This window comes from Halegenticoccus soli, assembly GCF_002844195.1.
Taxonomy (GTDB): domain Archaea; phylum Halobacteriota; class Halobacteria; order Halobacteriales; family Haloferacaceae; genus Halegenticoccus; species Halegenticoccus soli.
The window spans coordinates 348,310-365,827 of the sequence record NZ_PEND01000002.1 but is presented as its reverse complement, the minus strand read 5'-3'; the positions used below and the strand labels follow the sequence as shown (position 1 = coordinate 365,827).

At 65.8% G+C, this 17,518-nt stretch carries 20 protein-coding genes, 1 tRNA gene and 1 pseudogene; 5 read left to right on the top strand and 17 right to left on the bottom strand.

Annotated features, from left to right (window positions below; translation table 11 throughout):
- Positions 1-42: 42 nt before the first annotated feature.
- Positions 43-1,230, top strand: coding sequence for a sugar-transfer associated ATP-grasp domain-containing protein (locus CNO20_RS06810; RefSeq protein ID WP_143423158.1), 1,188 nt, complete (start codon positions 43-45; stop codon positions 1,228-1,230).
- Positions 1,231-1,344: 114 nt separating this feature from the next.
- On the opposite strand, the gene CNO20_RS24060 is transcribed toward CNO20_RS06810, so the two are convergent.
- The 6 genes from CNO20_RS24060 to CNO20_RS06790 form a co-directional block, all read right to left on the bottom strand.
- Complete coding sequence (locus CNO20_RS24060; RefSeq protein ID WP_269844124.1) at positions 1,345-1,473, bottom strand: hypothetical protein; 129 nt, start codon at positions 1,471-1,473, stop codon at positions 1,345-1,347.
- Between the two features lie 61 nt (positions 1,474-1,534).
- Entirely contained in the window at positions 1,535-2,551 is a 1,017-nt protein-coding gene (locus tag CNO20_RS06805) for a DUF7972 family membrane protein (RefSeq protein ID WP_101295379.1), read from the bottom strand.
- Between the two features lie 281 nt (positions 2,552-2,832).
- A complete protein-coding gene (locus tag CNO20_RS22930; protein ID WP_158237372.1) occupies positions 2,833-3,006 on the bottom strand; it encodes a hypothetical protein in 174 nt (57 codons plus the stop codon).
- Positions 3,007-3,400: 394 nt separating this feature from the next.
- Complete coding sequence (locus tag CNO20_RS06800; RefSeq protein WP_101295378.1) at positions 3,401-3,637, bottom strand: hypothetical protein; 237 nt, start codon at positions 3,635-3,637, stop codon at positions 3,401-3,403.
- Positions 3,638-3,796: 159 nt separating this feature from the next.
- Complete coding sequence (locus tag CNO20_RS06795; RefSeq protein WP_101295377.1) at positions 3,797-4,450, bottom strand: helix-turn-helix domain-containing protein; 654 nt, start codon at positions 4,448-4,450, stop codon at positions 3,797-3,799.
- A gap of 231 nt (positions 4,451-4,681) precedes the next feature.
- The gene (locus CNO20_RS06790; protein WP_101295376.1) at positions 4,682-5,158 is read right to left on the bottom strand and encodes an Lrp/AsnC family transcriptional regulator; all 477 of its coding nucleotides are present in this window, start codon (positions 5,156-5,158) and stop codon (positions 4,682-4,684) included.
- Between the two features lie 722 nt (positions 5,159-5,880).
- Here CNO20_RS06790 and CNO20_RS06785 point away from each other — a divergent pair.
- On the top strand, positions 5,881-6,696 hold the full coding sequence (locus CNO20_RS06785) for a lamin tail domain-containing protein (RefSeq protein ID WP_158237371.1): 816 nt from the start codon (positions 5,881-5,883) through the stop codon (positions 6,694-6,696).
- Between the two features lie 69 nt (positions 6,697-6,765).
- Here CNO20_RS06785 and CNO20_RS24265 read toward each other — a convergent pair.
- A pseudogene (locus CNO20_RS24265) lies at positions 6,766-6,855 on the bottom strand (MarR family transcriptional regulator); the annotation flags it as partial.
- A gap of 114 nt (positions 6,856-6,969) precedes the next feature.
- On the opposite strand from CNO20_RS24265, the gene CNO20_RS06775 reads away from it, so the two are divergent.
- Positions 6,970-7,233: an AbrB/MazE/SpoVT family DNA-binding domain-containing protein gene (locus CNO20_RS06775; RefSeq protein ID WP_101295374.1), complete on the top strand. Its 264-nt coding sequence runs from the start codon at positions 6,970-6,972 to the stop codon at positions 7,231-7,233.
- Positions 7,233-7,664 carry a type II toxin-antitoxin system VapC family toxin gene (locus CNO20_RS06770; RefSeq protein WP_101295373.1) on the top strand — a complete coding sequence of 144 codons (432 nt, stop codon included), beginning with the start codon at positions 7,233-7,235 and terminating at the stop codon, positions 7,662-7,664. Before CNO20_RS06775 ends, CNO20_RS06770 begins: the two co-directional genes overlap by 1 nt.
- 530 nt (positions 7,665-8,194) lie before the next feature.
- Here the strand turns inward: CNO20_RS06770 and CNO20_RS06760 are convergent.
- From CNO20_RS06760 to CNO20_RS06740, 5 genes are all read right to left on the bottom strand, one after another.
- Positions 8,195-8,266 (bottom strand) — tRNA-Ala (locus CNO20_RS06760).
- A gap of 151 nt (positions 8,267-8,417) precedes the next feature.
- Positions 8,418-8,936 carry a rhomboid family intramembrane serine protease gene (locus CNO20_RS06755; protein ID WP_101295371.1) on the bottom strand — a complete coding sequence of 173 codons (519 nt, stop codon included), beginning with the start codon at positions 8,934-8,936 and terminating at the stop codon, positions 8,418-8,420.
- Positions 8,937-9,119: 183 nt separating this feature from the next.
- Positions 9,120-9,428 carry a 30S ribosomal protein S10 gene (rpsJ, locus tag CNO20_RS06750; RefSeq protein WP_101295370.1) on the bottom strand — a complete coding sequence of 103 codons (309 nt, stop codon included), beginning with the start codon at positions 9,426-9,428 and terminating at the stop codon, positions 9,120-9,122.
- Positions 9,429-10,697: a translation elongation factor EF-1 subunit alpha gene (gene tuf / locus CNO20_RS06745; RefSeq protein ID WP_101295369.1), complete on the bottom strand. Its 1,269-nt coding sequence runs from the start codon at positions 10,695-10,697 to the stop codon at positions 9,429-9,431.
- A 183-nt stretch (positions 10,698-10,880) separates the two neighbouring features.
- On the bottom strand, positions 10,881-11,534 hold the full coding sequence (locus tag CNO20_RS06740; RefSeq protein ID WP_101295368.1) for a riboflavin synthase: 654 nt from the start codon (positions 11,532-11,534) through the stop codon (positions 10,881-10,883).
- A gap of 96 nt (positions 11,535-11,630) precedes the next feature.
- On the opposite strand from CNO20_RS06740, the gene CNO20_RS06735 reads away from it, so the two are divergent.
- Positions 11,631-11,900 carry a DUF7533 family protein gene (locus tag CNO20_RS06735; RefSeq protein ID WP_101295367.1) on the top strand — a complete coding sequence of 90 codons (270 nt, stop codon included), beginning with the start codon at positions 11,631-11,633 and terminating at the stop codon, positions 11,898-11,900.
- A gap of 39 nt (positions 11,901-11,939) precedes the next feature.
- Here the strand turns inward: CNO20_RS06735 and CNO20_RS06730 are convergent, their stop codons facing one another.
- From CNO20_RS06730 to CNO20_RS06715, 5 genes are all read right to left on the bottom strand, one after another.
- On the bottom strand, positions 11,940-13,190 hold the full coding sequence (locus tag CNO20_RS06730) for a M24 family metallopeptidase (RefSeq protein ID WP_101295366.1): 1,251 nt from the start codon (positions 13,188-13,190) through the stop codon (positions 11,940-11,942).
- A 7-nt stretch (positions 13,191-13,197) separates the two neighbouring features.
- Positions 13,198-15,039: a UvrD-helicase domain-containing protein gene (locus tag CNO20_RS06725; protein ID WP_101295365.1), complete on the bottom strand. Its 1,842-nt coding sequence runs from the start codon at positions 15,037-15,039 to the stop codon at positions 13,198-13,200.
- A 161-nt stretch (positions 15,040-15,200) separates the two neighbouring features.
- Entirely contained in the window at positions 15,201-15,359 is a 159-nt protein-coding gene (locus tag CNO20_RS23245; RefSeq protein WP_199174753.1) for a DUF7563 family protein, read from the bottom strand.
- Between the two features lie 63 nt (positions 15,360-15,422).
- Positions 15,423-15,605, bottom strand: coding sequence for an HVO_0416 family zinc finger protein (locus CNO20_RS23670; RefSeq protein WP_101295364.1), 183 nt, complete (start codon positions 15,603-15,605; stop codon positions 15,423-15,425).
- Between the two features lie 214 nt (positions 15,606-15,819).
- Positions 15,820-17,346, bottom strand: a complete 1,527-nt coding sequence (locus CNO20_RS06715) for a carboxypeptidase M32 (RefSeq protein WP_101295363.1) — start codon at positions 17,344-17,346, stop codon at positions 15,820-15,822.
- Positions 17,347-17,518 lie beyond the last annotated feature (172 nt).

Below are 17,518 nucleotides of genomic sequence, written 5' to 3'. Positions count from 1 at the left end.
TTTAATTATTCAGTTGTCGGAACTGTACGCTAGGTGGACGACATGGATCCGAGTCAGGCCGCAGAAAAGCTCTACAAGGCGGCGCGACGGTCCGTACCGGACGCAACGCAGCGGCTCCACGAGGTCGCGAACGCGATCGAGGGGGAAGTCGCGACGATGTCGGAGTACCAACTGCCGCCGCGACGACGGCTCTGGCTCTGGCGACACGGTTTTCAGAGCCGCACCGCCGCGTTCTACGACTTCGACGCGTACGGGCCGGAGCAGTATCTCTCCGATCTGCAGATACAGCGCACGGGGCGGATCAACGGACGGTGGCGGACGGTGTTCGAGAACAAGCTCGTGTTCCACTGGATGATGCGGGCGTTCCCGGCGCACCAATCGACGGTGCACGGCGTGCTCAGAGGCGGCGAGTTTCGAGCGCCCGACCTGTCGGCGGCGAGCCGGCCGACGCGGGTATCCGCGATCCCCTCGGGGGTCGGGACCGTCGGGTCCGAGGTCGAAAACGGCGCCGCCGAACCGGGCGGAACTGACGCCGGCGAGTGGTTCGCCGAGGAGCTGACGGCGGGCGATCGGTTCGTGCTGAAGCCCATCTTCGGCGGCTTCGGCAAGGACGTCCACATCTGCTCGAAGGCGGACGGCGGCTACGTGGTGGACGGCGAGCCGACGTCCGCGGGGGCGTTCGAATCGTTCGTCGACGACCTCGACGAGTACCTCGTCTCCGCGTTCGTCGAACAGGCCGACTACGCCGACGCGTTCTTCCCCGACACGCCCAACACGCTCCGGGTGATGACCATGTGGGATTACGAAGCGGACGAACCCTTCATTCCGATCGCCACCCAGCGCATCGGCTCGTCGCACTCCGCGCCGCTCGACAACTGGTCGCAGGGCGGCGTGATGTCGGAGATCGACGTCGAGACCGGCGAACTCGGTCCGGCGACGACGAAGCCGGCCTACGGAACGGACTGGCACGCGAGGCACCCGGAGACCGGCGCGCAGATCGAGGGGGTTCGGATCCCCGGGTGGGAGGAGATCCGCGAGGGGATGCTGGAGATCGCGGACGCGTTCTCGCAGGCGCCGTACGCCGGCTGGGACGTGGTCGTCACCGGCGAGGGCGAGTTCACGATCGTCGAAGGAAACAACAAGCCGAGCATCCAGGCGATGCAGACGTACCGGCCGCTGCTCGCCGACCCGCGCGTTCGGCGCTTTTACGAGCACCACGGCGTGGTCTGACGGATCCTCGGGGCGGGTCGAGCGCCGCGGGAGTCGGCGGGAGTCGTCGGACGGCTGTGGTCGGACGACAGTGATCTGACGGCGGTGGTCGGACAGCGGTCGTCACCGACACGCTCACGGAAGCTGAACGATTCCCGTCACGACGAAGAGCGCACAGACCGTCAGAAGCGCGAGGAAGATGAACGCGAGGTAGTACTCGTACGCTCCCTCCGGGGTGTAGACCGACGGCAGGTGGAAGTTCATACCGTTACTACGTCGGGGAAAAACATAATCTAGCGACACGAACGGACGGCGCGGGTGACAGTCAGCGGTTCTGTCGACGGATGCGACGGCGCTCGTCGCGGGAGACGAACGGACCGAACGCGGCGGTCCGCCTGGCGACCGTCGCGACGCGGAGCATGTACGCCACGAGAACCGCGAGCGGGAGCAGCGAGAGCGCGAACGCACCGCCGGCGAAGAGGATCAGGGCGGAGTCGGAGAGCGCGATTCCGGGGGCGCTCTTGTACGCGAGGATGGTGAGACCGGCGACCACGATCGCCGGGAGACCCGTGTACAGCAGCACCCGGGAGAGCTGTGCGAGTTCCCGCTGCACGGACAGCGTCTTGAGGTACTCGCGGATCGTGTCGATGTCCTTGAACAGCTCCTCGATTCGATCGAGCCGCTCCGTCGCCTCGTCCGGGAGCGCCCCCGCGTGCGCGTTCCGGAGCTCTCGCGTCCTGTGAAACTGCTCCGTGTCCTGGTAGTCGAGCAGCGCGAGGAACGTGTCGAGGAGATCGTAGTCGAGCCGGTCCATCTCGACTTCCATCCGCTCGGCCAGGTCCGCGACCGTCTCCGCGTAGTCGCACGCCTCGTCCTCCAGATCCGTGTCGTCGATAGCGTCGCACGCCTCCCCGAAGGAGAGCGCCTGGCGTCGGAGCGCGGCGAAGAGGTCCGAGCAGAACTCCGAGGCCTGCGACGGGCTCACGGTCGTGTCGGTGACCGCTTCGACTCGCTCGCGAAACGTCACCGTCTGCTCGAACCGATCGGAGAACGTTCCGAGCGGATTGAGCTCCTGCGAGAGGATGATCTGGTTGATTCCGATCGTGATCGGTATCAGCGTGAGGAGCCCGTTGATAGTGCCGTTGAGGAACCACATCATCCGCGAGGCGCTGACGCCGATCAGGCCGGCGACCGCGAGGGACACGAACGCGCCGAAGATCCCGGCGACGAGCGCCGCGGAGACTTCCATCCGGTCGCCGTCGAGCAGCGCCCAGCGGGCGATTCGCGACCGGAGCGCGTCCCCCGTCGGCGTTCCGGCTTCGTCGGCGAGTTCCCCGTGCATTGTGTGTGGTGGCGCTTTGCGAGCGACCCGTACCACCTACGTCACCGTCCGGGCGGATGAGTCTCCGGCCTTACATCGAAGCGCGCTTTTGTCCGGCGGCTCGGGAGACGACCGCCGAACCCCGCGTCAAACGGCAAGTCGGGGCGGCGAACGGTTTCGTCCGGCAGGCCGAGCCGTCGCGCGCTGACGACCCGGATGCGGGTCCACCGGAGAGGGTTGGGCCGCGCTCGTCGCGTTTTTCGGACGCGCGCTACCCCGGCGACCTCGGAAGCCGCGGTCGCTCAGCCGCTATCGCGGTTGTTTCGAGCGGTGTCGGCCGCCTGGTTCAGAGAGACGCCCAGACTCTCGGCCCGATCCGGGCACATCTGGATCGCCTCGCGCTGCCCGTCGTACGTGATCACGAGTACGACGGTAGTCCCGCGGACAGTGACGGTGTAACGCCTCGTTCCTCCCATCTCAGGCCCCTCCCATCCTCCGTAAGCACGCGCCGCAGCTACAAAAGCGGAAATCTCCTATCTGAGAGTCCCTAACACGAACAGCCCCTCCCGCCTCGAACGGCCGGGGCGTCCGTGGACGTTCTCTTTTTGCGGGAACGCTCACGGTCCGGTTCTCGGACCGATGTTCGCTCGGAGACGCGGAGAGCGAGTCGGCGGGGGCAGGCGCTCACTGTGTTTTCGAGGATTGGCTTGACACACCACCTTCACGGATTTCGCTGGGATCCTCTCGGGCACCGACCGCGCCCCGCCGTTCACGTGGACTCGGGAGTCCCGTTTAACGGTGGTGCTTGCACAGTCAGCCGTTAATTATCCCCACGGTCAGTCGTGAATTTACCTGGTCTACCACTCCGGCTCAGTCCTCGAGCAGTTCGAGCTCGACGAAGTGATCGTCGCCGTGCTTCTCTTCGTGTTCTATGCTCGTTTCGAGCGCGGGCTGAATTCCGTCCACGATCCGGGCGTAGGAGCAGGCGAGACAGTCCAACTGGTACGAGTTCAGCTCCGCCGGTGCCGCCGGCTCGGGCGGAGAGCTCGCCTGCCCGTTCGGCTCGCTTCGCGAATCCAGCCGCGAGTCCGTACGCTTCCTGTCCATGCCCACGCGGGTGTACAGGGTAGGCCCGCCTCAATCTGACGACTTTCCACGTCGGTGCTTGATGACGCTCTCGAGAGCGGCATACGTTGCCCGCGCGAGGAAACGCGGTGACGGTCGGCGCGTCCGCACCGTTTGGTCGCGTCACGCGCGGTCGTCGAACTAAGCGGTAGAGCCGTCGAGGGCCTCTTCGAGGACGGCCGCCGTTCCTCGCCGAAGCCGCTCGGACAGCGCCTGGCTCGAAACCGAGAACTCCTCCGCGAGTTCCTCGAGGGTGGTTCGACGAGGAACGTCGAAGTAGCCCCGATCGTACGCTATCGAGAGCGCTTCGTGTTGCCTTTCGGAGAGGGTGTTCCGGGGCGATCTGTGGTACGAATCGGAGTAGATCGACTTGACGTGGACCTGAATGTCCCGGCTTTCCAACCGGTCGTGGATTAGCGAGATCGCGGACTTGTGGAGCGCTTGCAGCCGGATTTCCCACCCCGCATCGGTGATCTCACACTTGACGAGGATCGTATCGTGATCGTAGAACAGCGTCGCAAAGAGCGCTTCGAGCTCCTCTTTCAGGAACTCGATTCGGTAGAGACGGCTCGAGTCTTCGCTGACGAGCAGATCGATCCCCATCACTGTGAGATCGTCTCGAGCGTCCGCTTCGAAGCGCTCGAACTCGTCTCCGGTCGCCCACACGAGGAGTTTGGCAGATTTGCTCCCGACGAACGGGAACTGCCCGGGTTCGACGGTTAGCACCATGTTCGGAACCGACGAGAGAGACCGCCGGAGCAGGGGGATCTCGGCGAGGAATTTCGCTGTAATCATGAATATTCGTAGTTTAACGGTCGTGTCTAGTCGTCCGACTCATCAACTCCCGCGTCACTTTCGGGGCGCTCTCCACTCGTTCTACGGCGGTCGTCCATGCGCTAGGAAGAACCGTCCCCCACGAAATTCGTTGCTATTTTCGCAGTTCGATCGCGGACAGGTCCGCAGCATTCCGCCGTTCGGCTGCGAAAATAGCAACAGTTAAGGACGAATAGGATTTTTCGACGACATTTAGTCGGTCGCCCGATCGATCCCGAAGTGATTGAACGGCTGGACGTATCGGTTTCTGAATATATTCGAGTGGGCGATAGTCAACCCTAATTCCGCGAGCCCATCGTGCGTTTCGCCCAGCTGATCCGTGTCCGCCGCGACAGCTTCGACGAGAATGTTCTGCTCGCTCCCCACGATCTCGTCGACCCGGACGACGCCCTTCACGCCGGTCGCCTCTCTCGCAAGCTTTTCCCGGTCGGTGGCGGGGGCAGCGCACATGAAAAGGAGGTGGAGTTGGTAACCCGCCCGTTCGTAGTTGATGTTCGGGTGGTACCCGCGAATGACGCCCGACCGTTCGAGGGTGCCGATGCGGTTGCGAACGGTGCTCGCCGAAACGTCGACCTTCTCGCCGATCTCCTGCGTGGTGATGCGACGCGCGTCCTGCTGAAGCACGTGAAGGATCCCCCGATCGACCTCGTCTAACTCGGCAGACGGCATACCCCCCGTTCGACCTCCACCGTGAAAACAACTGGCCGAGCCACGACCGGTTCAGAGTTCGAGAATCGATCCCCTTGTGGCGGAGTGTACCTCACCAACGACGATGAAACGAAGGACCTTGTCCGGCAGATCAGCGCCTACCAAGCCAGGCGACTCGGCCACTCGCTTCGGCAAGCTGCAGACCAAGCCGAACACAACCATCGGCAGGGACTCTAACGCCTTTCGCGGTACCGTCAAAATGGGGCAGAGGGGTGGTGTGTCAAACCGTGAACGTCCTCGTGGTGCCTCTGAGCACGTTCAAACTCACGATATCGCCCACTATATTAAAATCTCCCGGAATTTTAGTTTCATTATATTTTAAGCGAATAATATATGAGCGATAAGAACGATCCCCCACACGGGGTTCGGCACCAGAGGAGTGTGGTGTGTCAGTGTGCGCCGGGGGGATCGGGGGAAACTACCTCCCGCACCGTTTCGAAGCGAGTGTAATCCTTTGAGTCGTCGGACCTTCTAGAGAGACATCAAACCGCTCGGGAGCGGCTTGCTTACGCTGGGCAAGAGTTAGGTTGTAGAAGCGATCATCACGCTCGAAAACAGTCACTGAACAGACATGCGATAACTGTTAATACGTTGTGTTTTAATACCTGAAATTATATAAAAATTACTAATATCTTGTTGGCAGCACTGATAGTCGTAGCATGAAGAGTAATCGACGACGGTTCATGATCGGCGCAGGGGCAGCACTGAGTCTCGCGGGTTTCGGGGCGGGCAGTACGGTAGTCGCCTCAGATCACTCAGGGCTCGCCTTCGCAGAAGTGAACACGAAAGATGAGTATGTCGTGCTCAAGAACCCCGCCGAGAGTGACTTCGACCTGACGGGCTACGCGATCGACTTCGAGGCGAACGGTGAGAACGAACAAGATCGACCCTTCCCAGACGGGACCGTGATCGGCGCGGGTGAGACGCTGACGGTCGCGACGGGCTACAAGGATGTCGATGCCGACGTCGACTTTGACTCGGACGGGGGCCTCATTCGTGACGACGGAAGTGACGTGATCGCGATCCTTGACCCCGACGGCGAGGAGATCCTCCGCAGCGACGACGAGAGTCACTGGGCCGACGACTCCAACGAGGGGGAGGAACAGGACGAGAGCGGCCCCGAGGAGTACGATATCACGATCACCGTCGTCGATCGGGATGGAAAACCGTTACAGGGGAAAATCACGCTCCTCGGGACCGAGGCCGAGATCCTCGGCGAACGAGAGCTCGACGAAGACGGGCAGGCGTCATGGGTCGTCCGCGAGCAAGGGAGGTACGCTTACAACATCTACGAGGTCGATGGATACGAACCCTCCTCCGACGATTCCTCTTTCGAGGTTGACGGGGATACGGAACTCACCGTCGAGATGACGGAAGTCGACGAGAGTGACGACGAGGAACAGGACGGCAGTTCCGAGCGTGACGACGACGGTGAGCAGAACGAGGAGGAGTCAGACGACGGACCGGAGGAAGAAAACGCGGCTGACGAGGACTGCTAGACCGATCATCTGACACCTGACGAGGAGGTCGGGACCTTTCACGACGGTGCCGCGGTCGCGCGTCATCAGTCACTCCTCGCCGTAGTAGTCGTCGCTCGTCGAGGCCGAACTGGCCTGCGTCTGGGCAGTGCAAGAGGCGAGACGGTCGTCCGCAGCGATCTCGCTCGATCGTCTCCATTCGATAAGCGGTGTCACCGTCCGTTCGGATTCGTACGATTCCCTATCCAATTGAGTCCCCAATTGCTTATCCCTCCGAGGATCAAACGGCTAAGCATGGGGACCGAGGACACCGGGGAAACGTCCGACGAAACGGTGATTAACGACAACTACGCCGCGACCATCCCCGCGCGCGTTCGCGAACGCATCGACGTCCAGCCGGGAGACAAGCTCCGGTGGACCGCGACCGAGGACGGACACCTACGCGTCGAAGTCGTCAAACAGCGATACGGCGTCTGGGAAGACGCCGAACCCGGACATCTCGGAGAAGTAACCGAGGACGACATCGACGCGATGGGCGTCAACGCGAGCAGCGAGTGATGCGCGCGGCGCTCATCGACTCCAACGTCATCATCTACGCCCGGAACGAAGATTCCGGAGACCGGCACGATCGAGCGCTCGAAATCGTTCGCGCGATTGACCGCGGCGAGTTACCCACAGCTCACGTCACCGACTACGTGATCGCGGAGACGCTGAACCTCATGCACAGCCGTGGGGCGCATCAGCTGGGTGAAGAGACTTACGACCTCCTGAACGAGAGTGCCGGATTCGAGCTTCGCTACGCGGCGAAGAGCGATTTCAAAAACGGCGTCGACCTGTACCAGCGCCATCAGAGCCTGTCGTTCGTCGACGGTGTGCTCGCCGCCTACATGCGCCGTGTCGGACTCGAATACATCTACACTTTCGACTCCGAGTTTGACGCCATCGAGTGGGTGACGCCGCTCAACACGGCGGTGAATCCGTTCGATTGAGCTATCCGTCGAACAGTTCGCTCGCCGGAATCTTCTTCTGCCGCCCCATCTCGTGACCCGACTCGTCACATCCGCCCATCTCGGCCCGCGTGAGGTCGTCGAGACCGCGCATTACTGATCGTCCCTTCCCTGCTGTTCGCACCCGTTCGGACACCATTCCGGGCCGTCGATGTCGCTGTTCTCCCGTGTGATACTGCGGAGGTTGCGGTAGACGCACCGGTAGCGATGGAACCTCTCGATCGGGACGTCAGGCGTCGTCCGGACGAGTGCCTCTGTCGAGGTGCGAGCCTTGGAAGCGGACGCGACAATCGTGCTGACGGCGCTGAACGCCGAAAAGATGGGCCGATGAATGTTCGGCTCCTGCCTCCAGAACCAGGGCACGGACGACGAGGGAGCGTCAGCCGGAACGGGCCCCAGGGGGCGTTCGAAACCGCTTTTATTCCGGATGGACTCGCCGGGACTGAGCGAACGCGGAGCGTTCGCGAGGGTCGGCGAGTTCACGACTGACCGAACGAAGTGAGGGAAGGAAGTGGACTCGCCGGGATTTGAACCCGGGGCCTCTTCCTTGCGAAGGAAGCGATCTGCCGCTGATCTACGAGCCCGCACTCCAATCAAGTCCGCCGGTTTACTTGTAGCTTCTGTTTCGACGGCGCCGCGCCGCCCGACAGCGATTGGCACCCGCCGACGGCCGTCGGGGGTTTCGAGGACGCCGCTTCAACCGTCGTCGGTTTCGGGCGGACGGTTCCGAACCGATCACCGCACCCGGAGTAGCCGCGTCCGGCCGGCGACCAGACCGAGCAACAGGCCGGTGAAGTGCGCCACGAGGGCGACGCGGGGGGCGCTCGTCGCGAAGGTGATCACCACGGCGACCGCCGCGAAGACGAGAAGCTGCGCCCGCCGGCTCAGGTTCAGCCGGTCGAGCGCCGACCCCGAGAGCGGGTTCCCGGTCAGCATGTACCCGAGCAGGGCGAAGAGCGCGCCGCTCGCGCCGAGAACGCCGACGGCGCGGGGCGCGAACAGCGCGCCGACGGTGATCTCGGCGAGGGCAGCGAGCGAGCCCGTGACGAGGAAGAAGGCGTGGAACCGCGCGCGGGTCGTCTCGTGCTCGACCGGGAGCCCGAGCAGGACGAGCGCGACCGGAGTCTCGTACAGCGGCGGAGCGAGGACGAACAGCCCGCCGAGACCTAGCGGTCGGGCGACCGATTGCAGCGCGAACACGACGACGAAGGCGACGAGCGTCTCGACCGTCGGACTGCCCGAGAGTCGGCCCATACGGTACGTCGGATCCGGAGGAACAAAAACGGCGCTCCCGAGACGTCGCGGCGAAAGAAAAGGACGATGGCGCAAACGCCTTAGCGCCTATCGCGCGGCCATCGGAGCCGAACGGGCGGCGAATCGAACGCCGCGGGGTGCGATACCGGGGCGTTCGAGAGCGTCGTCCGTCCGGTGCGGTGCTCAGTCCTCGAGGACGATCTCGATGCTGACGTCGTTGGGCACCTGAATGCGCATCAGCTGGCGAAGCGCGCGTTCGTCGGCGTCGATGTCGATGAGGCGCTTGTGGACGCGCATCTCCCAGTGCTCCCAGGTCGCGGTGCCCTCGCCGTCCGGGGACTTCCGTGTCGGGACCTCGAGCGTCTTCGTCGGCAGCGGGATGGGGCCGCTGAGGTTGACGCCCGTCTTGTTCGCGATCTCGCGGACGTCGTCGCAGATCTCGTCGAGGTCCTCCGGCTTCGTCCCGGCGAGCCGAACGCGTGCTTGCTGCATTTATCGCTCGTTGACCTCGAGCACCTTGCCGGCCGCGATGGTCTGGCCCATGTCGCGGATGGCGAAGCTGCCCAGCTCGGGGATCTCGCCCGACGGCTCGATGCTCAGCGGCTTCTGCGGGCGGACGGTGACGATGGCGGCGTCGCCGGACTTGATGAAGTCCGGGTTCTCCTCTGCGACCTCGCCCGTCTTGGGGTTGAGCTTCTGGTTGATCTCCTCGACCGTACACGCGACCTGCGCGGTGTGGGCGTGGAAGACCGGCGTGTAGCCGGCGGTGATGACCGAGGGGTGCTGCATGACGACGATCTGGGCCTTGAACGTCTCCGCCACCTTCGGCGGGTCGTCGGCGGGACCGCAGACGTCACCGCGGCGGATGTCGTCCTTGCCGACGCCGCGGACGTTGAACCCGACGTTGTCGCCGGGGCCGGCCTGCGGCACCTCCTCGTGGTGCATCTCGACCGTCTTGACCTCGCCGGAGACGTCGGACGGCTGGAAGGAGACGTTCATGCCGGGTTCGAGCGTCCCGGTCTCGACGCGGCCGACGGGGACGGTGCCGATGCCGGAGATGGTGTAGACGTCCTGGATCGGCAGGCGCAGCGGCGCGTCCGTCGGCGGCTCGACCTCGGGGAGGTCGTTGAGCGCTTCGAGGAGCGTCGGGCCGTCGTACCAGGAGGTGTTGTCCGAGCTGTCGGCGATGTTGTCGCCCTCGAACGCCGAGATCGGCACGAAGGTCGCGTCTTCGGACTTGAAGCGGACCTGCTTCAGGAGCTGGGAGACCTGCTCTTTGACCTCGTTGTACGTGGACTCCTCGTAGTCGACGACGTCCATCTTGTTGACCGCGATGATGAGCTCGTTGATGCCGAGGGTGCGGGCGAGGAACACGTGCTCGCGGGTCTGCGGGGCGACGCCGTCGTCGGCCGCGACGACGAGCACGGCGTTGTCGGCCTGGCTCGCGCCCGTGATCATGTTCTTCACGAAGTCGCGGTGGCCGGGACAGTCGACGATGGTGAAGTAGTACTTGTCCGTGTCGAACTCCTGGTGGGCGATGTCGATGGTGACGCCGCGCTCGCGCTCCTCGGCGAGGTTGTCCATCACGTAGGCGAACTCGAAGCCGCCCTTACCCTTCTCTTCGGCTTCCTCGCGGTACTGCTCGATTACGTGCTCGGGGACGCTCCCCGTCTCGAAGAGGAGTCGGCCCACGAGCGTACTCTTGCCGTGGTCGACGTGGCCGATGATGGCCAGGTTCTGGTGCGGTTTGTCTTCGCTCATGGTAAGTTCACGCGCTAAGGCGCTCTGTGGGACTCTTTCGGACGTTTGCCCTAAAACCATTTCGATACGGAGTACGGCCCAACTCGCCGCCGTCTTGCGGTTTGTGCGATCACCTACCATGGGTCCGGTGGGCACGACGGCGCGCGGAAGCGTCCCGAAGAGAGCGCCGCCGCCCCCGGCCGATCACTCCGGCGACGGCGACCCGACGCCCGTCAGTCGCTCCCGGTACCCCCCGAGCATTCGCTCCACGTACTTCGCGATCACGTCGACCTCGACGTGGACCGGGTCCCCCACCGCCTTCTCCGAGAGGGTCGTGAGCCGGTACGTCGTCGGGATGATCGCCGCGGCGAACCGGTCGTCGGTCCGCTCCGCCACCGTGAGGCTGATCCCGTCGAGCGCGATCGATCCCTTGCTCACGATGTACCGTTCCAGGCCCTCGGGGACGGCGAACTCGAAGCGCCAGTCGTCCCCGACTCGCTCGATCCCCTCGACGGTGGTCGTCGCGTCCACGTGACCCTGAACGACGTGCCCGTCGAGCCGACCGTCCGCCCGGAGGGCGCGTTCGACGTTCACCCGGTCGCCCTCATCGACCGCGCCGAGGTAGGTTCTGTCGACCGTCTCGGCCGCGAGAAACACCTCGAACCAGCGGTCGGCCGGGTCGCCCTCGTCGGAGTCGTCGCCGAACGCTTCGACCGTGAGACAGACGCCGCTCACGCTGATCGACTGTCCGTGGTGGAGGTCGTCCAGATCCGACGCCCGAATGCGAAGGTGACGGCCGCTCTCGGCGTCCTCGACCCCGACGATCTCGCCGGTCCCCTCGACGATCCCGGTGAACATACCCCCGCGTTGGGGCGGTCGGGCCGAAAGGGTTCCGCTGTCGAACGGCGCGCCGAGGCGCGGGTGTTTTCACCGCCGACCGAGTACGCACGAACGATGCGGGCGAGAATAGGTATTCTGGAGATGATCGGCCTGGGGGCGACGCTGATCTTCGCGCTTCCGGTCGGGATGTTCGGGCTGAACGCGCTGCTCGACGGGCGGACGTTCCTCGGGGGGGCGCTGCTCGTCGTAGCGGTCCTGATGGTGCTGCTGCCGCAGAAGCTGACGACGCCGGGCGACGTGCCGTCGAAACTCGCCGAGGCGACGATCGGAAAGGCGGTGAAGGACCCCGAGGGGGACGACGCGCGCCGGACGCGGGAGGAGTAGTGGTACCGGGAACGGAACGAGCGGCTCCGGGGAACAGGACTAGCGGCTCCGAGGGACGATCGACCGCGGGTACTCGCCGAGCAGTTCGCACCCCTCGTCGGTGACGGCCGCCAGATCCGAGAGCAGGACGCGACCCTCGTCCGGGTCGTCGACGCCCGCGGTGACTGCCAGGACGTTCCCGGCTTCGAGGGCGCTCTCGCCCGTCAGCCGCGGGGCCTCGCGGCGGTCGAGGCCGACCCCGTGTCCGGCGTCGCCGACGACCGACGCGTCCGGATCGAACCCGTACGCCGCGACCTCCGCGAGCACCTCCTCGCGGACGGTTCGCGCCGATTCCCCCGGTTTGGCGTGCGCGAGCCCCGCGTTCAGCGCGGCCTCGGCGGCCACGTGGGCTCGCCGCTCCCAGCCGCCGTCGCCCTCGACGACGAACGTCCGGCGGAGAAAGCCGTGGTAGCCGTGCGGCCCGCGCGGGGCGAGGCGGACGGTGACGGTTTCGCCCGGGCTGAGTTCGGCGGCGTCCGCCGACCGCTCCTCGCCGGCGTCTCGTCCCTCGCCCGGGAAACCTCCCCCTCCGCCGACTTCGACGGCGGTGTTCCCGGCGTCGCTCGCGCCGCGGCCGGCGAGCGTCTCGTTCGCCCGCCGACGGAGGCGCTCGGCCGAGAGGGGGTCGTCGTTCCAGACGAGCGCGTCGCCTTCGGGCGTCGACTCGGCGAGGATCGCCTCCGCGCGAGCCATCGCTCGCGTCGCGGCGCGCTGCGCCCGACGGAGGCGGTCGAGCTCGTCGCCGGTCTTCACCGCGCGGGCGCGGGCGACCGCGCGGGTCGACGCCACCTCGTGCCCCGTCCGCCGCAGGTAGACCGCCGCGTCGTGCGGGACGTGTCGCGGGACCAGCACCGTGTTCCCGTCCGTTCCGTCGAGCAGATCGGAGAGGATCCGGGACGCCCGCTCTCCGGCGGAGGCGTCGAGGTCGTGCGCCCGCACCTCGCCCCCGAACGCGGGGTCCGCCCGCCCGCTCGCGGGCGACGGAACCGAGAGGACCGCCCGGTCGCCGGTCGAGACGAACGCCGCCTCGCCGTCGTACCCGGCGACGCCGCAGAGGTACCGGAGGTCGGCGTCGAAGCGGTCGCCGACGTGGACGAACGCGGCCGCCCCGCGCTCGGCGAGCGCCCGGTCGAGGAAGTCGAAGCCCGCGGGCGGCGACGGGGGGGAATCGGTGGACGACGGGGAGGAGTCAGTGGACGATTCGGGGGAGTCGGTGAACGGCGGAGAGGGATCGCCGGTTGGCGGGGTCACGACTCGATCACGGCTCGGGCGCGGGGGGCTCCTGCGCCTCGGCCAGCATCTCCTCGGCCGGCGCGTCGCGGAGTTCGTTGTACAGGAGGACGCTGATCGGGAGCGTCGGCGCGCCGTCGATCAGGTTCTCCAGGAGCACCAGGCGCTCGCGGGCGCGGCTCATCCCGACGTAGAAGACGCGGCGCTCGTTGTCCGTCAGGACCGGCACGGGGTCGGTCGTCTTCGTGAACTCCTCGACCCCCTCCACGTCGCCCTGGTCCTCGATGGTCGCCGCCATCTGCTCGACCACCTTCTCGGTGAGGTCGGTCGAGACGAAGACGTGGTCGGCCTCGCGACCCTTCGCGCTGTGGATGGTGCCGACGCGAACCCGGTTGGGGTCCATCCCGTCGTAGTCGCCGGCGAAGTAGGCGGCGATCGACTTGCGCTGGAAGCTCGTCACCTTCCGGACCATGTCGCCGGCGGAGGCGGCGTCGGGCATGAACGGCGCGAGGTTCCGGACCTCGTCGGCCGGCACCTCGATCTCGGCCAGGTCGTCGACGTCGGCCTCGGCCTCGTAGTCGTCGACGAGGGTGAACAGGTCGTCGCGGTCGTTCGTCCCGAAGGCCGACTCCTGGAGCATGTCGGCGAGGCGGCGCGCCTGGAGGGCCGTGACCGGCTCGTCGTCCGAGAGGCGCTCGACGGCGCGGACGTACTGCGTGAGGCGGTCCGTCCACATCCGCTGGTCGGTGAGCACCTTGAACGGGATCCCCTCGCGGATGAACTCGTCGATGAACTGGAACATCTGGTAGCGCGCCCGGAACAGCACCATGATGCTCCCCTCGTCCTGCTGGACGGTGTAGCGCACGTTGCGGACGAGGTTGAGCATCGAGGGGCTCTCGACCGCCTCGACCGCCCCGCCCTCCTTGCGGGGTTTGAGGTCCTTCTCCTGGCGCTTGTCGATGTGCCTGATCTCCCGGTTGACGACGTGCAGGATGCGCGACGGCAGCCGGTAGGAGTTGGGGAGCACCACGTCCTCGTCGCGGTCGGCGTCGAGGAGCAGGTTCGGGTCCGCGCCCTGCCACGCGTAGACGACCTGGTCGTCGTCGCCGGCGATGAGAACGCCCTCCATGTGGGGCTTCCACTCCTCGTACACCTCGTACTGGAGCGAGGTGATGTCCTGGAACTCGTCGATGACGAGGAAGTCCACGTTCGGCACGAGCGAGCGCTGCTTGACGCGTTCGAGCATGTCGGCGAAGCCGACAAGCCCGTGTTCGCCCTTGTACGCACGCCACGCCCTGATGGCCTCCGGCACGTCGACGCGGTCGTCGTCCGACGGCCAGGTCGGCGTGTACTTGTTGCCCTCCTGGGCGTTCGGATCGATCTCCGGCGGGAGGCGGACCTTCTCGACGTTCCACTGGAACGGCACGTCGTACCAGTCCGCGACCTCCCGGCGGGTGCGCTGGAGCCACTGGCTCGTGGCGATGATCTTGTTGCCGATGGTGGTCGAGCGGGCGGTCCGGCGGCCGGCCCCGCCGTACTCGTCCTCGTACTCGATGCCGTACTCCTCGCAGAACCCCTTTTTGTCCTTCTCGCTCACCACGTCGCCGCGGGAGAGGTTCAACAGTTCGTACGCCTTCGCGTGCATCGTGCAGACGTTCCCCTGCAGCGAGCGCGGCGAGGCGTCGAGTCGCTCCGCGAGGCGCTCGCGGACCTCCGCGGCGGCGGCCCGGGTGTACGAGACGACGAGCACGTCCCTGATCTCCACGTCGTCGCGGTCGAGAATCTCGTCGACGCGGTCGAGCAGCGCCGTCGTCTTCCCGCTGCCCGGTCCGCCGAACAGGCGGGTGATGTGGGCGTCGGAATCGCTCATTGTCCCCGTGCACGCCCCGCCCCCTGATAAACGGCGTGGCTTCTCAGCCGCGGGTGCAGACCATATGACAGGAACGGCGGGAACGGAAAGAAACGCCGGGCGCGCGGCGACCGTCGCGGAAGCGGAGCCCGCGATCCCGCGACCGGGATCGATCCGCCGGATTACGTCCGGCGGGTCGAGCGGGCCTCGCGGATGGTCGATCCGTCGCGGATCTTGTCCTTACAGCGCGGGCAGACGCGGGGGTTCTCCAGGTCGTTCGGCGAGAAGACGCGGACGTAGTCCGCGGTAACGAAGGAACCGCAGTTCTGACATTCAGGCATATTTCCCCGAGCATAACTCCAGAAATAATAGAATATAACTCTACCGGAACGGAAAGCGCCGATTCAGGCGTCCGGTCCCCACCCGCAGACCGAGCATTCCGTCGCGGATTGGTCGTGAAGAGCGCCGCACTCGGGACATTGCTTCTTGTTATAGGATCGGTCCCAGCGTACGGGTTCCGTCTGGTGACCCCGATCGGAGAGGAACTGGTCGAACAGTTCGTCGTCTCTGCTCGGTGCTGACGCCATACACGTTGTGCTATGCCATACCAGTACTTAGAGGTACTGGCTTTGACAGTTGTTGTCACAGTAGAGACGGCGCGGGAGCGGGGCGCGGATCGCCGCCGGAACGCGTCCGAGCGCCGGGTAGTCGAGGCGATCGAGCGCGTCGGGGATCGAGAGGGGGAGAGAAAACGGGCGGAAAAAGAAAGCGAGGGGGACGGTGAGAGGACGCGAGGGTGGTTCAGGCCGATTCCAGGCCGTAGAGCTCGCCGTACTTGTCGGTCACGTACTCGACGAAGGCGTCGGCGGTGAAGTCCCCCCCGGTCGCCTTCCGCACCAGCTCGTTCGTCTCGTACCGCTGACCGTGGCGGTGGACGTTCTCCGTCAGCCACTCGTGGAGGTCGTCGAAGTCGCCCTCGCGGATCTTCCCGTCGAGATCGCCGACGTCCTCCTCGGCGGCCGCGAACAGCTGGGCGGCCATAACGCTGCCGAGCGAGTAGGTCGGGAAGTACCCGAAGTTGCCGTGGCTCCAGTGGATGTCCTGGAGGCAACCCTCGGAATCCGTGTCGGGGCGGATGCCGAGGTACTCCTCGTACTTGTCGTTCCAGACCTCCGGGACGTCCTCGACGTCGAGGTCGCCGCTGACGAGGGCGCGCTCGATCTCGAACCGGACGACGATGTGCAGGTGGTAGGTGAGTTCGTCCGCCTCGACGCGGATGACGTTGTCCTCGTACACCTGGTTCGCGGCCTCGTAGGCCTCCTCGACCGTCACGCCCTCGCTCTGCGGGAAGTGCTCCTTGAACGTCGGGAGGAACGCCTCCCAGAACGCCTTCGATCTGCCGATGTGGTTCTCCCAGAGGCGCGACTGCGACTCGTGGACGGAGAGGTCCCGCGCCTGGCCGAGCGGCGTGCCGTACGCATCGTCGGGCAGGCCGAGGGTGTAGGTGGCGTGGCCGAACTCGTGGACGGTCGACATGAGCCCGTCGAGGGGGTCCGACTCGTCGTACCGCGTGGTCACGCGCGCGTCGAACGTCGTCCCCATCGAGAAGGGGTGCGGCGCGGTGTCGAGGCGGCCCCGCTCCCAGGGGTACCCGAGGAAGTCGAGCGCGTCGCGGAACAGCGCCTCCTGTTCGGCCTCCTCGAACGTCCCCGCGAAGGCGTCGACGGCGAGGTCGGCGTCCGACTCGCGGATCTCGTCGATCATCGGCACCAGCGTCTCCTTGAGGCGGTCCAGGATCTCCTCGGCCCGTTCGAGCGACAGGTACGGCTCGTAGTCCTCGAACAGCACCTCGTAGGGGTCGCGGTCGGGGTCGACGTGCTCGGCGTACTCCCGCTTGAGTTCGACGTGCTTCTCCAGGTACGGGGCGAACGTCGAGAAGTCGTTCTCCGCCTTCGCCTCCTTCCACGCGGGGAGCGCCTCCGAGGAGGTCTCGGAGATCTCCTCGACCAGGTCCGTCGGGACGCGGGCTTCCCGCTCGTAGCGCCGGCGGACCTCGCGGACGACGGCCGCCTGGTCGTCGGAGAGCTCCGACGACTCCAGCTCGTCGAGGAGCTCGCCCATCTCGTCGTCGACGAGGAGGTCGTGGCTGATGGCCGACAGGGCGGACAGCTGCTTCGAACGGGCGGGCGTCCCCTCGTCGGGCATCATCACCTGCTGATCCCAGGAGAGCAGACCGGCGGCGTTGCCGACGTTCGTGATCCGCTGGACCTTCTCGATCAGGCGACGATAGGCGTCCGGAGCCTCCTCCGAACTCGCTTCGGTTGCCATACCCTGCCTGTGTGCGGGCGTCCGTTATCAACTCGGTGCTTCCGGAACACGGAACCGCTGTCGGCGTCGGCTCGGGGTGTCGCCGCCCGGCGCGGAGAGGATCGCCGGGACGCGTTGGTGATCGCCGGGACGGACGGGCCGCCCGCGCGCCCGCCCCGCCGAGGCGGGCGAC

Coding starts and splice junctions, on each gene's coding strand:
- CNO20_RS06810 (WP_143423158.1), top strand. CDS start 43: ATGGATCCGAGTCAGGCCGCAGAAAAGCTCTACAAGGCGGCGCGACGG.
- CNO20_RS24060 (WP_269844124.1), bottom strand. CDS start 1,473: ATGAACTTCCACCTGCCGTCGGTCTACACCCCGGAGGGAGCGTACGAG.
- CNO20_RS06805 (WP_101295379.1), bottom strand. CDS start 2,551: ATGCACGGGGAACTCGCCGACGAAGCCGGAACGCCGACGGGGGACGCG.
- CNO20_RS22930 (WP_158237372.1), bottom strand. CDS start 3,006: ATGGGAGGAACGAGGCGTTACACCGTCACTGTCCGCGGGACTACCGTC.
- CNO20_RS06800 (WP_101295378.1), bottom strand. CDS start 3,637: ATGGACAGGAAGCGTACGGACTCGCGGCTGGATTCGCGAAGCGAGCCG.
- CNO20_RS06795 (WP_101295377.1), bottom strand. CDS start 4,450: ATGATTACAGCGAAATTCCTCGCCGAGATCCCCCTGCTCCGGCGGTCT.
- CNO20_RS06790 (WP_101295376.1), bottom strand. CDS start 5,158: ATGCCGTCTGCCGAGTTAGACGAGGTCGATCGGGGGATCCTTCACGTG.
- CNO20_RS06785 (WP_158237371.1), top strand. CDS start 5,881: ATGATCGGCGCAGGGGCAGCACTGAGTCTCGCGGGTTTCGGGGCGGGC.
- CNO20_RS06775 (WP_101295374.1), top strand. CDS start 6,970: ATGGGGACCGAGGACACCGGGGAAACGTCCGACGAAACGGTGATTAAC.
- CNO20_RS06770 (WP_101295373.1), top strand. CDS start 7,233: ATGCGCGCGGCGCTCATCGACTCCAACGTCATCATCTACGCCCGGAAC.
- CNO20_RS06755 (WP_101295371.1), bottom strand. CDS start 8,936: ATGGGCCGACTCTCGGGCAGTCCGACGGTCGAGACGCTCGTCGCCTTC.
- rpsJ (WP_101295370.1), bottom strand. CDS start 9,428: ATGCAGCAAGCACGCGTTCGGCTCGCCGGGACGAAGCCGGAGGACCTC.
- tuf (WP_101295369.1), bottom strand. CDS start 10,697: ATGAGCGAAGACAAACCGCACCAGAACCTGGCCATCATCGGCCACGTC.
- CNO20_RS06740 (WP_101295368.1), bottom strand. CDS start 11,534: ATGTTCACCGGGATCGTCGAGGGGACCGGCGAGATCGTCGGGGTCGAG.
- CNO20_RS06735 (WP_101295367.1), top strand. CDS start 11,631: ATGCGGGCGAGAATAGGTATTCTGGAGATGATCGGCCTGGGGGCGACG.
- CNO20_RS06725 (WP_101295365.1), bottom strand. CDS start 15,039: ATGAGCGATTCCGACGCCCACATCACCCGCCTGTTCGGCGGACCGGGC.
- CNO20_RS23245 (WP_199174753.1), bottom strand. CDS start 15,359: ATGCCTGAATGTCAGAACTGCGGTTCCTTCGTTACCGCGGACTACGTC.
- CNO20_RS23670 (WP_101295364.1), bottom strand. CDS start 15,605: ATGGCGTCAGCACCGAGCAGAGACGACGAACTGTTCGACCAGTTCCTC.
- CNO20_RS06715 (WP_101295363.1), bottom strand. CDS start 17,346: ATGGCAACCGAAGCGAGTTCGGAGGAGGCTCCGGACGCCTATCGTCGC.